The 15,289-nt window shown below is 74.2% G+C and carries 1 protein-coding gene; it reads left to right on the top strand.

Annotation, left to right across the window (positions count from 1 at the left end):
* Positions 1–112: 112 nt before the first annotated feature.
* On the top strand, positions 113–15,289 hold a 15,177-nt coding region (locus tag KGA66_RS11525), incomplete at its 3' end, for a type I polyketide synthase (RefSeq protein WP_211467605.1).

Raw genomic sequence — 15,289 nt, 5'->3', positions numbered from 1 at the left:
CCCGGCACCGCACTCCCACATCAGCACCCTCGTATCAGCTCCCTGGCTTCGCCGTGCTCCCGGCGCCGCCGCCCACGGTACAGACCGCACGCAGAGAAGGAGTCAGGCCGCCATGACGGGAAAGCGCGTCTCCAACGCTCGGGCCGCCGCTTCGCGCCCGCAGCCCGACGGCGCGATCGCCGTGATCGGTGTTTCCTGCCGGCTGCCCGGGGCCGAGGACCCCGCCGCGTTCTGGCGGCTGCTGCGCGACGGCGTCGACGCCGTGGGCCAGGTCCCGGCCGGGCGCTGGGATCCGGACGCGCTCGGCGACGACGTGCCCGAACCGGTGCGCCTGGCCGCGCGGCACGGCGCGTTCCTGGACCGGGTCGACGGTTTCGACGCGGGGTTCTTCGGCGTCTCGCCGCGCGAGGCCGGCGCGATGGACCCGCAGCAGCGGCTCATGCTGGAGCTGAGCTGGGAGGCGGTGGAGGACGCCGGGCTGGTCGCCGAGGCGCTGCGCGGCAGCCGCACCGGCGTGTTCGTCGGCGCGATCGGCGACGACTACGCGACCCTGCTCTACCAGCACGGGCCGGGCGCGATCGGCCGGCACTCCTTCACCGGAGTGCGCCGCGGCCTGATCGCCAACCGCGTCTCCTACACCTTCGGACTGCACGGCCCGAGCCTGACCGTGGACACCGCGCAGTCCTCCTCGCTGGTGGCCGTGCACATGGCCTGCGAGAGCCTGCGGCGCGGCGAGACGGCGCTGGCGATCGCCGGCGGCGTGCAACTGAACCTCATCCCCGAGGGCGCCGTCAGTGCGGCACGGTTCGGCGGCCTGTCGCCGGACGGCCGGTGCTTCACCTTCGACGCGCGCGCCAACGGCTTCGTGCGCGGCGAGGGCGGCGCGGCGCTGGTCCTCAAGCCGCTGGCCGGCGCTCTCGCCGACGGCGACCCGATCTACTCGGTGATCCTGGGCAGCGCGGTCAACAACGACGGCACCGGCGGCGGCGACGGGCTCGTCGTGCCGAACGGGGCCGCTCAGGCCGAGGTGGTGCGCGACGCGCTGGCTCAGGCGGCGATCCGTCCCGGCCGCGTGCAGTACATCGAACTGCACGGTACCGGGACCCCGGTCGGCGACCCGATCGAGGCCGAGGCGCTCGGCGCGGTGTTCCGGGCGCGGCGCGCGGCCGGCGACCCGCTCGCGGTCGGCTCGGTCAAGACGAACCTCGGCCACCTGGAGGGCGCCGCGGGCGTCGTCGGGCTGCTCAAGACGGTGCTCAGTGTCAGGCACCGGCAGCTGCCCGCGAGCCTGCACTTCCGGACCCCGAACCCGGCGATCCCGCTGGACGGACTGCGGCTGCGGGTGCAACGGGAAACCGGTGCGTGGCCGCACGCCGAGCGCCCGCTGCTGGCCGGGGTGAGCTCGTTCGGGATCGGCGGTACGAACTGCCACGTCGTCGTCGGCGAGGCGCCGCGGTCCGCGCCCGGGGCGTCGCCGCGGCCGGCCGCCACGCTTTCGGCCGCGGCGCTTTCGGCGGCGGCGCATACGGAGGCTGACGCGACGGTGGCCGAACCCGGCGGCCCGGCGGCGCGGCTCGTCGCCCTGCCGGTCTCCGGGCGCACCCCGGCCGCGTTGCGGGCCCAGGCCGAACGCGTGGCGGCCCGCATCGCCGCGACGGCGGCCGACGAGGACGCCGGCCCCGCCGTGTGCGACCTCGGATATTCGCTGGCGACGACCCGCACCGCCTTCGAACACCGCGCCGTCGTCCTGGCCGGCGACCGGCAGGAAGCACTGAGCGGTCTGGCGGCGCTGGCCCGAGGCGAGGACGCCGCGCACGCGGTGGCCGGCCGGGCGCTGGAGGAGCCCAAGGTCGTCTTCGTGTTCCCCGGCCAGGGGGCGCAGTGGAGCGGCATGGCGCTGGAACTGTTCGACGATTCGCCGGTCTTCCGCGGCCTGCTGCACGCCGCCGCTGCGGCGGTGGAGCACCACACGCACTGGTCCGTGCTCGGCGTGCTGCGCGGCGAACCCGGCGCGCCGGACCTGGACGGCGACGAGGTCACCCAGCCGGTGCTGTTCGCCGTGATGGTCGCGCTGGCCGGGTACTGGGAGAGCCTCGGCGTCCACCCCGACGCGGTGACCGGCCACTCGCAGGGCGAGATCGCGGCCGCCTGCGTCAGCGGCGCGCTGAGCATGGACGAGGCGGCGCGCATCGTGGTCGAGCGCAGCCGGATGCTGGCGACCTTGGCGCACGGCGGCGTCATGGTCTCGATCCCGCTGCCCGCCGATGAAGTCCGTACCCTGATCCCCCGCTGGCAGGGCGCGCTGTGCATCGCCGTCTACAACAGCCCGTTCTCGACGGTCGTCGCGGGCGTCCCGGAGGCGGCGCACGATCTGATCGCGCACCTGGCGCAGCGGGATGTCAAGGCACGCATGGTTCAGGTCAACTACGCGTCCCACTCCCCGCACGTCGAACAGATCCGCGACGGCCTGCTCAACGCCTTCGGCGAGGTCGACGCCCGCGAACCGCGCACGGCGTTCTACTCCACGGTCACCGCGGGGCCGCTCACCGACCGCCTCGACGCAGGTTACTGGTACCGCAACCTGCGTGAGCCGGTGCAAATGGAAGCCACGACGCGCGCGCTGGCGCAGGACGGATTCACCGTCTTCCTCGAAGTGAGCGCGCACCCGGTCCTGATCTCAGCGCTGCGCGACACGCTCGACGGCGCCGAGCCGACGGACGCGCGGCCGGTCGCGCTCGGCACGCTGCGCCGGGGCGAGGGCGGCTGGGCGCGGTTCGCCTCGTCGCTGGCGCAACTGCACACCGCGGGCGTCGCAGTGGACTGGGAAACGGTGTTCGCGGGAACCGGCGCGCGCCGGGTGCCGCTGCCGACCTACCCCTTCCAGCGCCAGAGCCACTGGCTGACCGCGGACGCCGCGGCGTCCGCGGCGCGCGCGGCGCTGCCCGCAGGAGCAGGCGCTGCGGATCAGGACACTGAGGACACGTCGGCGGCCTGCGGACTGCCGGGCGCGCAGTGGTCGGGCCTTTCCCCCGCCGGGCTCGACGCCCGCCTCGCCGAGCTCGTGCGCACCACCGTGGCGATCGTGCTGGGCCACGTCACGCCGGACACCGTGGACGAGGCGCGTTCCTTCAAGAGCCTCGGGTTCGACTCGCTCGCCTCGGTCGAGCTGCGCGACCGGCTTCGCGCGGCGACCGGTCTGAGCCTCGGCGCGGGCCTGCTGTTCAACTTCCCGACCCCGGCCGCGCTGGTGCGGCATCTACGCGAGCGGCTGGCCGGTACGCCGGGCGGCGAGCCGGACCCGGCGCCCCTCGCGGCCTCGCGCGGCGCCCACGACGGCGAGCCGATCGCGATCGTCGCGATGGCCTGCCGGTTCCCCGGCGAGGTGGCCACGCCGGAGGAGTTGTGGCGGCTGGTGGCCGAGGGCCGCGACGCCATCGGTCCCTTCCCGGCCAACCGCGGCTGGGATCTGGACGGGCTCTACGATCCCGAGCCGGGCAAGCCGGGGCGCACGTACGCGCGCGAGGGCGGCTTCCTGTACGACGCGGACCGTTTCGACGCCGCGTTCTTCGGCATCAGCCCGCGCGAGGCCGCCGCCATGGAGCCGCAGCAGCGGCTGCTGCTGGAGACGGCGTGGGAGTCGCTGGAGCGCGCCGGCATCGACCCGGGAACGCTGCGCGGCACCCGCACCGGCGTGTTCGCGGGCGCCATGGCGCAGGAGTACGGGCCGCGGCTGCACGAGGCGGCCGACGGGTTCGAGGGATACCTGCTGACCGGCCACACCACGAGCGTCATCTCCGGCCGGATCGCCTACACGCTCGGGCTGGAGGGGCCCGCGGTCACCGTCGACACGGCGTGCTCCTCGTCGCTGGTGGCGCTGCACCTGGCCTGTCAGGCGCTGCGGTACGGCGAGTGCGACCTGGCGCTGGCCGGCGGCGCGAGCGTGATGGCCACGCCGGGTATGTTCGTGGAGTTCAGCCGCCAGCGCGGGCTGGCCCCCGACGGGCGGTGCAAGCCGTTCGCGGCGGCGGCGGACGGCACCGCGTGGGCCGAGGGCGTGGGCATGCTGCTGGTCGAGCGGCTCTCGGACGCCAGGCGCCGCGGCCACCGGGTGCTCGCCGTGATCCGCGGCAGCGCGGTCAACCAGGACGGCGCGAGCAACGGGCTGACCGCGCCCAACGGCCCGTCGCAGGAGCGGGTCATCCGTGATGCGCTGGCGTCGGCGGGCCTGGAGCCGGCCGAGGTCGACGCGGTGGAGGCGCACGGCACCGGGACCGAGCTCGGCGACCCGATCGAGGCCGAGGCGCTGATCGCCGCCTACGGCCCCGGGCGCGATCCGGGGCGGCCGCTGTGGCTCGGATCGCTGAAGTCGAACATCGGGCACGCGCAGGCCGCCGCGGGTGTCGGCGGCGTGATCAAGATGGTGATGGCGCTGCGGGCCGGCCTGCTGCCCGGCACTCTCGGCATCGACGAGCCCTCGCCGCACGTCGACTGGTCGGCGGGTGCCGTCTCGCTGCTGCGGGATGCCGTGCCGTGGCCGGAGAACGGGCGTGCGCGGCGCGCCGCAGTCTCGTCGTTCGGGATCTCCGGGACCAACGCGCATGTGATCCTTGAGCAGGTCGAGCTCGACGAGGCCGAGCAGCCGCCGCTGCCGGCCGCGCCGACGCCCGCTGCGGCCGTCGCCGTCCCGTGGATCCTCACCGCCAAGGACGAGGCCGCGCTGACGGCCGCGGCGGACCGGCTGCTGGGCCTGGTCCGGGCCGAGCCCGCCGTGCGGGTCGACGCGATCGCCCGGGCACTGGCCACGACGCGCGCCGCCTTCGACCACCGCGCGGTGATCGTCGGCTCCGAGCCCTGCGACTTCGAGGCGGGTCTTCGGGCGCTGAGTGAGGGCGGGGCCGCGGCGTACGGCGCGCGCGGGACGGCGCAACCGCCGGGTAAGACGGTGTTCGTATTCCCCGGCCAGGGTTCGCAGTGGGCCGGCATGGCGGCACAGCTCCTCGACGAGTCGCCGGTATTCGCGCGGCACGTCGCGATGTGCGCCGACGCTCTGGCCGCGCACGTGGACTTCTCGCTGCTCGACGTGCTGCGCGGCGCGCCGGACGCACCCGTCCTGGAGCGCGACGAGGTGATCCAGCCGGCGCTGTTCGCGGTCATGGTCTCGCTGGCGGCGCTCTGGCGCTCGCTCGGCGTGCGCCCGGACGCCGTCATCGGGCACTCGCAGGGCGAGATCGCGGCGGCGTACGTCGCCGGGGCGCTCAGCCTGCCGGACGCGGCCCGCGTGGTCGCGCTGCGCAGCAAGGCGCTCGCGCGGATCACCGGGATCGGCGCCATGGCCTCGGTCGCGCTGCCCGCCGCCGAGGTGACGCGGCGGCTGGCCGCGTGGAGCGGACGGCTTGGCATCGCGGCCGTCAACGGCCCGGCGGCCACGGTCGTCTCCGGGGACCGCGACGCGCTCGACGAGATGCTCGAACGCTTCGAAGCCGACCGGATCAGGGCACGCAGAATCGCGGTCGACTACGCCTCGCACGGCGCCCATGTCGAGGCGATCCGCGAGCACGTCCTCGAAGCACTGGCGGGCATCGAACCACGGTCCTGCGATACCGCGTTCTTCTCGACCGTCACCGGCGACCGCATCGACACCGCCGTCATGGACGCCGAGTACTGGTACCGCAACCTGCGGCAGACGGTGCTGTTCGGCCAGGCCGCCAGGACCGCGTGGGAGGCCGGGCACGGCGCCTTCGTCGAGGTCAGCCCGCATCCGATCCTGGGCGGCGCGCTCCAGGACACGCTGGCCGACGCGCAGCGCGCACCGGTCGTCGTCGGCACCCTGCGCCGGGACGACGGCGGGTGGCAGGCGGTTCTGAACTGCGCCGCGCAGCTCTATGTGCACGGCACCGCCGTCGACTGGCCTGGCGTGGTCGGCGGATACCCGGCCGCCGCCGTCGACCTGCCGACGTATCCGTTCCAGCGGCGGCGGTTCTGGCTCGACGCCCCGGCGTCCGGGGACGTGACGGCGGCCGGGCTCGAAGCGCCCGCGCACCCGCTGCTCGGGGCGTCGCTGGAGCTCGCCGACGGGCAGGCTGTCGTGCATACCGCGCGGCTTTCCGTCCGCACGCACCCTTGGCTGGCTGACCATGCCGTCGAGGACACGGTGCTGCTTCCCGGGACCGGGTTCGTGGAGCTGGCGCTCCAGGCCGCCGACCGCGCCGGGTGCGACGGCGTCGAGGAGCTGACCGTCCACGCGCCCATGCTTCTTCCCGCCGACGGCGCCGTTCAGCTTCAGATCTGTGTCGGCGCGGGTGACGAGGCGGGGCGGCGGACCGCCTCCTTCCACTCTCGGCCTGCGGACGTCCCGGGCCCGTGGACGCGCAACGCCGAAGGGTTGCTCGGCCCGACGAACGCGGCCGGCGGCGGCGCCGATACCGGTGCCGCCGCCCATGCCGGTGAGGCCGCGTTCGACGCGCAGTGGCCGCCGGCCGGCGCCGAGGCGGTCGATGTCGACGGGCTCTACGACCGCCTCGCCGCGAAGGGCTACGGTTACGGCCCGGCGTTCCAGGGCGTGCAGGCCTTGTGGCAGGACTCTGACGGCTGGTTCGCGGAGCTGGGCCTGGCCGGCGAGCCGGCGCCCGGCGCCGAGCGTTTCGGCATTCATCCCGCGCTGCTGGACGCGGCGCTGCATCCCGTCGTGGGCCGCGATGCCGAGGGGTCGATGCTGCTGCCCTTCACGTGGAGCGGCGTGCGGCTGCACGCCACCGGCGCGGCCGCTTTGCGGGCCCGGATCACCGGCCGGGACACCGTGTCGCTGGCCCTGGTCGACGCCGAGGGCACGGCCGTGCTCACGGTCGAGTCGCTGGCGCTGCGGCCGGTCGCCGCCGGGCAGCTGTCGGCCGCGCGCAGGAAGCAGGGCGCGCTGGGCATCGACTGGACCGCTTTGGCGCTCGGCGATCCGACTCCCGCCGTCCTCGTCGACGTCGACGAGGTCTGCCACAGCGACGCTCCCGCGCCGCGGTACGTGTATGCCAGCGTTTCCTCGCCGCTCGAAGCCTCTCCCGAGGCGGTGCGCGCCGCGACGGCGCGGGCGCTCGGGATCGTGCAGAGCTGGCTCGCCGAGGACCGCTTCGCGGAGTCGAAGCTCGTGCTCGTCACGCGGGGTGCGATCGCCACGACGCCCGGCGAAGGCGTGCCCGACCTGGCCGGCGGCGCGATCTGGGGTCTGGTGCGCACCGCGCAGACCGAGAACCCGGACAGCTTCATCCTGCTCGACGTCGACGAACTGTCCGGCGCGCCGCAGATCCCGGCCGCCGCCCTGGCGTCCGGCGAGACGCAGCTTGCGCTGCGTGACGGCGCCGTCCGCGTGCCGCGCCTCGCGACGCGGGCCGCCGACACGGCCGCCGCGGACGACACCGGCGCGGACGACACCGGCGCGCCGAGGTTCAGCCCCGAGGGCACCGTCCTGATCACCGGCGCGGGAACCCTCGGCGCCATCCTGGCCAGGCACCTCGTCACCAGCTACGGCGTCAGGCACCTGATCATGGCCTCGCGGCGCGGCGCGGACGCGGAAGGCGCCACAACGCTGGCAGCGCAGCTCACGCACCTCGGCGCACACATAAGATTCGAGTCCTGCGACGTGACGCGGCGCGAGGCGCTGGCCGCCCTCATCGACGCCGTGCCCGCCGAAGCGCCGCTGACAGCGGTCATCCACACGGCTGGTGTGCTCGACGACGGCACCATCACCTCCCTCACCGCGCGGCAACTGGACCGGGTGCTGCCGCCGAAGGTCGACGCGGCATGGCACCTGCACGAGCTGACCCGGCACCTCCCGCTGCGCGCATTCGTCCTGTTCTCCTCGGTGGTCGGCATCCTCGGCGGCGCCGGGCAGGGCGACTACGCGGCAGCGAATGCGTACCTTGATGCCTTGGCCTGCCACCGGCACGCGCTCGGCCTGCCCGCGACCTCGCTGGCCTGGGGCCTGTGGGGGGACGCGAGCGGGATGACCGGCCACATGGACGACGCGGACCGCGCGCGGATGGCACGCTCCGGTCTGGAGGCGATGACCGCCGAGCAGGCACTGGAGCTCTTCGACGCCGCCTGCCGCGCCGGCGAGCCGATCACGGTGACCGCGCTGCTGAACCCGGCCGCGCTGCGGTCCCGCGCCCGGAACGCCGCGGTGCCGCCGATGCTGCGCGCGCTGGTCAAGGCGCCCGCGCGGCGAGCCGCCGCCTCGACCGTGGCAGTATCCCAGGGTGCGAATACACAGGGCTCGAACGCGTGGGTCAGGCGCATCGCGGCGGCTGCCCCGGCGGATCGGGACCGGCTGACCCTCGATCTGGTCCGGTCCGAGGTCGCGATCGTCCTCGGGCACGCCGACGGCCGCACCCTCGCCCCGCTCATCCCGTTCACCGAGCTCGGTTTCGACTCGCTGACCGCGGTCGATCTGCGCGACCGGCTCGGTGCGGCCACGGGTCTGCGGCTGCCGACCACGCTCGTGTTCGACTACCCGACCCCCGCCGCACTGGCCGCCTGCATCCGCGACCGGCTGCTCGGCCGCGACGGCGGGCGCGCCCCGGTGACGGCCGTCGCCCGCGCCGCGCAGGACGAGCCGATCGCGATCGTCGGCATGGGCTGCCGTTTCCCCGGCGGGGTCGCCTCGCCGGAGGACCTGTGGCGGCTCGTGGCCGCCGCCGGGGACGCGATCGGCCCGTTCCCTGCGAACCGGGGCTGGGACCTGGCCGGGCTCTACGATCCGGACCCTGACAAGCCGGGCAAGGTCTACACCCGCAGCGGCGGTTTCCTGACCGATGCGGACCGGTTCGACGCCGAGTTCTTCGGGATGAGCCCGCGCGAGGCACTCGCCACCGACCCGCAGCAGCGGCTGCTGCTGGAGACCGCGTGGGAGGCGCTGGAGCGCGCCGGGATCGACCCGGCGGCGCTGCGCGGCAGCCGCACCGGCGTGTTCGCCGGCGTGATGTACGACGAGTACGGCAACCGGCTGCTGGAGCGGCCCTCCGCCGGGCTCGAAGGCTACTTCGCCACCTCAAGCCGCGGCAGCGTGGCCTCCGGCCGGCTGTCCTACCTGCTGGGCTTGGAGGGCCCGGCGATCACCGTCGACACCGCGTGCTCCTCCTCGCTGGTCGCGCTGCACCTGGCCTGCCAGGCGCTACGCACCGGCGAATGCGACCTGGCGCTGACCGGGGGCGTGACGGTGATGGCCACGCCGGGGATCTTCGTGGCCTTCAGCCGCCAGCGCGGCCTGGCCGTCGACGGCCGCTGCAAGTCCTTCTCGGCCGGCGCCGACGGCGCGGGCTGGGGCGAGGGGGCGGGCGTGCTCGTGGTCGAGCGGCTCTCCGACGCGCTGCGCGAGGGGCACCCGGTGCTGGCGGTGGTGCGCGGCTCGGCGGTGAATCAGGACGGCGCGAGCAACGGGCTGACCGCGCCGAACGGGCCCTCGCAGCAGCAGGTGATCCGGCAGGCGCTGGCCTCGGCGGGACTGGAACCGTGCGACGTCGACGCGGTCGAGGCACACGGCACCGGCACCACGCTCGGCGATCCGATCGAGGCGCAGGCGCTGATCGCCGCCTACGGCCCCGGGCACGCCGGCGAGCGCCCGCTGTGGCTGGGATCGCTGAAGTCGAACATCGGGCACACCCAGGCGGCGGCCGGCGTCGCGGGTGTCATCAAGATGGTGATGGCGCTGCGCAACGGGCTGCTTCCGGCGACGCTGCACGCCGCCGAGCCGACGCCGCACGTCGACTGGTCCGAGGGGAGTGTGCGGCTGCTGACCGAGGCGGTGCCGTGGGAGGCGAACGGCCACCCGCGCCGCGCCGGGGTCTCCTCGTTCGGGATCTCCGGAACGAACGCGCACGTCATCGTGGAGCAGGCGCCCGGCGCCGAGCCGGTCGCCGCGCGCGGCGCCGAGCAGATGGAGAGCCCTGACACGGCTCATGGCCAGAGCTCTGACACGCCGTGGGATGCCGGCGGGCCGGGGATCGCCATGCCCTGGGTCATCTCGGCCAAGTCCGAGACCGCCCTCCAGGCGCAGGCCGCGCGACTTGCCGCGGTGGCCGCGGATCCGCGGGTCGCGCTGGCTGACATCGGCTATTCGCTGGCGACGACCCGTTCGGTGTTCGACCGCCGCGCCGTGCTCGTCGCGCAGTCCCGGGACGAGTTCAGCGGCGCGTTGCGGGCGCTGTGCGCCGGGGAGCCTTCGGCCGACGTCGTGGCCGCGGTCGCGGGCGACGGCGGCCGGACCGCGTTCGTCTTCCCCGGGCAGGGTTCGCAGTGGCCTGGCATGGCCGTCGGGCTGCTGGACACCTGCCCGGTGTTCGCCGAGCGGATCGAGGCCTGCGCCGCGGCTCTGGCTCCGCACATCGACTGGTCGCTGCTCGGCGTCCTGCGGCAGGAGCCCGGGGCTCCCGGGTTCGACCGGGACGACGTCGTGCAGCCGGTCCTGTTCGCGGTGATGGTGTCGCTGGCGCGGCTGTGGGAGTCGGCCGGTGTCCGGCCGGACGCGGTCATCGGGCACTCGCAGGGCGAGATCGCGGCGGCGTGCGTGGCCGGCGCGCTGTCGCTGGACGATGCCGCGCGGATCGTGGCGCTGCGCAGCCGGCTGCTCGGCCGGCTGGCGGGAGCCGGCGGCATGGTCTCGGTGGCGCTGCCGGCAGACGAGACGCGGCGGCGGCTGGAAGCCTGGGACGGCCGGCTGAGCGTCGCCACCGTCAACAGTCCGGCGGCGAGCGTCGTCTCCGGGGACCGCGACGCCCTGGACGAACTGCTCGCGGCGGTGAAGCAGGAGGGAATCAGGGCACGGCGGATCGCGGTGGAGTACGCCTCGCACTCGCGCCACGTCGAGGCCCTGCGCGAGGAACTGATGCAGCAGCTGGCGGGCATCGAGCCGCGCACAGCCGAGATCGCCTTCTACTCGACGGTGCGCGCCGCGCCTGTCGACACCGCGACGCTCACGCCGCAGTACTGGTATGAGAACCTGCGCGAGACCGTGCTGTTCGAGCAGACGGTGCGCGCGCTTCAGGCGGACGGCTTCGGCACGTTCGTTGAGGCCAGCCCGCATCCGATCCTGGTGCCGAGCATCGAGGAGACGGTGCGGGACGCGGTAGTCACCGGCACGCTGCGGCGGCGGGGGGATGATCGGCGCCGGTTCCTGAGCGCGGTGGCCGCGCTGCACGTGAACGGTCGGCCGGTGGACTGGACCGCGCTGCTGCCGGGCGGACGCCGCATCGATCTGCCCACGTACCCGTTCCAGCACCGTTCGTACTGGCTGGACGCGGCCCCGACGGCGAACGCGGCGGATCTCGGTCTGGAGCCGGTGGCGCATGGCGTGCTCGACGCGCTGGTGGACCTGGCGGACGGGCAGCGGGTCGTGTTGACCGGCCGGCTCTCCCGGCAGGCGCTGCCGTGGCTGGCCGATCACGCGGTGGCGGGCTGCGTGCTGCTGCCCGGTACGGCATTCCTGGACCTGGCTTTGGAGGCCGCCGAACGCGTCGGGTGCGACGAGGTGGACGAACTGACGCTGCACACGCCGCTGATCCTGCCGGACCCGTCCGGGGAGCAGGGCGAAGTCCGGGTCCAGGTTCTCGTCGGCCCCGAGGACGAAACGGGCCGGCGCTCGGTGTCCGTGCACGCGCGAGCCGGGGAAGGCGAGAGCGACTGGATCCGGCACGCCACGGGCACCATTGGCATCGCAGAGAACGATGATGACGCGGTGGCCGGTGCGGTCGCGGCGGAGCATTGGCCGCCGCGCGAGGCCGTCGCGCTGGGCGTGGAAGACCTCTACGACGTTCTGGCCGACCGCGGATACGAGTACGGGCCGATGTTCCAGGGCGTGACGGCGGCCTGGCGCGCGGGCGACACGCTGTTCGCCGAGGTCCGGCTCCCGCAGGACGCGGACGCCTCCGGCTTTGGCGTGCACCCGGCGCTGCTGGACGCCGCGCTGCATCCGCTGCTGCTCGCCTCGTCCGGCGACGCCACGGGCCTGGTGCGGCTGCCTTTCTCCTGGGGCGGTGTGGTCCGGCACGCGCGGGGGGTCGATGCGGTGCGCGTCGAGATGTCCGGGCTCGCGGGCGGTGCGCTGCGCCTGGCGCTGACGGACGAGGCGGGCCGGCCGGTGGTGTCGGTGCGGTCGCTGGCGGTGCGGCCGATCGCGGTCGAGCAGTTGCGCTCGCCGGATCGGGCCGGGCGGGAGGCGCTGCTGCGGCTCGGGTGGGTCGCCGTCGAGGAGCCGAACGACGCAGGTAACGCGGCCGACACAGGTAACGCGGGCGATGCGGGCGACACAGGTAACGCGGGCGATAGTGCTGCACGCGTGGAACGCTGGGCGGTTCTGGCGCGCGACGGCGAGCAGTGCGCGGCGCTGGCCGAGCAGGCACAGGCGCGGGTGTTCACGGACTTCGCCGCGTTGAAGGCCGCGGTGGCCGCTGGCGACGCGGCGCCGGCGGTCGTCATCGTGTCCTGCTTCGCGACGCGGCCGGAGCCGTCCGGCGGCGTTCCGGCGCGGGTGCGCACCGCACTGAGCGACGTGCTCGCGCCGGTGCGGGACATGCTCGGGGACAACCGCTTCGACGAGACCCGGCTGGTGGTGCTGACGCGGGACGCCGTCGAAGTCGACGACGGCGAGAGCATGGCAGTTTCCCAGTCCACTGCGACACCCGCAGCAGCGGACACGACGGCCGATGCGGCGGTTGACCCGGCGGCCGAAGCAGCCGTGGACGTGGATCTGGCCGGTGCCGCGGTGTGGGGGCTGGTGCGTAGCGCCCAGACCGAGAATCCGGGCCGGTTCGTGCTGCTCGATCTCGACGCGGCGCCGAGCGCGGACGCTGTGCGGACCGCCTTGGCTTGCGCACAGCCGCAGGTCGCGGTGCGCGGCGGCAGGCCGTTCGCGCCTCGCGTCACGCACGTTGACGCGAGCGCCCCGGCGGCCCCGGTCGTATTCGATCCAGCGGGCACGGTTCTGATCACCGGCGCCACCGGCACGCTCGGCGCCCTGGCGGCGCGGCATCTGGTCGCGGCGCACGGAGTTCGTCATCTGATTCTGGCGTCGCGGCGCGGGATGGACGCGCCGGGCGCCGCCGACCTGGCTCTCGATCTCACCGAGTCGGGCGCGTCGGTCCGCGTCGCGGCCTGCGACGCCGCCGATCGCCCGGCGCTGGTCGCGCTGCTGGCGAGTATCCCGGCCGAGCATCCGCTGACCGGCGTGGTCCACACGGCCGGCGTCCTCGACGACGCGACCGTCACCGCCCTCACCGCGCCGCAACTCGACCGTGTTCTGCGGCCCAAGGTGGATGCGGCATGGAACCTGCACGAGCTCACCAGCGGTCTCGATCTGACCGCGTTCGTCGTGTACTCGTCGCTCGCAGGTGTGCTCGGCACCGCGGGACAGGCGAACTACGCGGCAGCCAATCAGTTCCTTGACGCTCTGGCCGGGTACCGGCGCGCGGCCGGGCTTCCGGCGGTGTCGCTGGCCTGGGGCCTGTGGGAGCGCAGTTCGGGACTGACCGGCGGGCTCGCGCGCAGCGACTTCGCTCGACTGGCCCGTGAGGGGCTGCGGCCGATGCCCGACGAACTGGGCATGGCGCTGTTCGATGCGGGGCTCCAATCCGGATCCGGAGGCCGGGCGTTGATCGGCGCCGCGCTGGACAGAGCAGTGCTGCGGGGGCTGGCTGCCGAGGGGACGCTGCGGCCGATGCTGCGCAACCTGGTCCCGGCATCGGCACGGCGTGCGAAGCAGGGCGGCCGGGGCGCGTCGCTCAAGCACCGCCTGGCGGGGATGACGCAGGCCGAGCGGATCGAGGCGGCGATCGACCTCGTGCGCTCTCAGGCTGCTGCGGTGGTCGGGCATGACGTGACGGCGATCGAGACGCGGCGTGCGTTCCGGGAGTTCGGATTCGATTCGCTGACCGCTGTGGAGTTGCGTAACCGGCTGAACTCGGTGACCGGCCTGCGCCTGCCGGCGACGCTGGTCTTCGATCACCCGACGCCCGAGGCGCTGGCTCGGTACGTGGTCGAAGAACTCAGCGGCGGCACCTCGACAACGCCGGCTGCGAGTGCGGCCCGGGTCCGCGGCGATCAGGCGTCTGATGGCGGCGATCGCGAGGGCCGGGACCTGATCGCGATCATCGGGATGGGATGCCGGTATCCGGGCGGTGTGCGTTGCGCCGAGGACCTGTGGGAGCTGGTCGCTTCGGGTCGAGACGCAGTGTCCGCATTCCCGTCGGACCGCGGCTGGGATCTTGACGGCTTGTTCAGCGCGGATCCCGAGCAGCCCGGCACGTCCTACGCGCGCGAGGGCGGGTTCCTGCACGACGCGGCTGGTTTCGACGCCGGGTTCTTCGGGATCTCGCCGCGGGAGGCGCTGGCGATCGATCCGCAGCAGCGGCTGCTGTTGCAGACCGCGTGGGAGACGCTGGAGGACGCCGGGATCGATCCCGAGACGCTGCGCGGGTCGGCCACCGGGGTGTTCGTCGGCGTGATGTACGACGACTACGGGTCGCGTCTGCTCAACAATGCGCCGAAGGAATTCGAGGGTTACATCAGCACCGGCAGCGCGCCTTCGGTGGCGTCGGGCCGTATCGCCTACAGCTTCGGTTTTGAGGGCCCGGCGGTCACGGTGGACACGGCCTGTTCGTCGTCGCTGGTGGCGCTGCACTTGGCGGCGCAGGCGCTGCGTTCGGGCGAGTGCGGTCTGGCTCTGGTGGGTGGCGCCACGGTGATGGCGACTCCGACGCTTTTCGTCGAGTTCTCCCGCCAGCGCGGTCTGGCCCCGGACGGGCGTTGCAAGCCGTTCGCGGCGGCGGCCGACGGCACCGGCTGGGGTGAGGGTGTCGGACTGCTGCTGGTCGAGCGTCTTTCCGACGCCCGGCGCAACGGTCACCGGGTTCTGGCGGTGGTGCGTGGTTCGGCGGTGAATCAGGACGGTGCGAGCAACGGTCTGACGGCGCCGAACGGCCTGGCGCAGCAGCGGGTGATCCGCCAGGCGCTGGCTTCGGCGGGTCTGCGGCCGGCTGAGGTCGACGCGGTCGAGGCGCACGGCACCGGGACCGCGCTCGGCGACCCGATCGAGGCGCAGGCGCTGCATGCGGTCTTCGGCCCGGATCGCAGCACCGAGAACCCGCTGTGGATCGGGGCCATCAAGTCGAACATCGGCCACACGCAGGCCGCGGCCGGTGTCGCCGGGGTCATCAAGATGGTGCAGGCGATCAGCCACGGCGCGCTGCCGGGGAACCTGCACCTGGACGCGCCCAGCCCGCACGTGGACTGGACCCCCGGCACGGTCAAACCC

Origin of the sequence: Actinocrinis puniceicyclus, from assembly GCF_018283645.1 — a bacterium.
Lineage (GTDB): Bacteria > Actinomycetota > Actinomycetes > Streptomycetales > Catenulisporaceae > Actinocrinis > Actinocrinis puniceicyclus.
The sequence above is the reverse complement of the archived record's forward strand: the minus strand, read 5'-3'. Positions and strand labels throughout refer to the sequence as shown.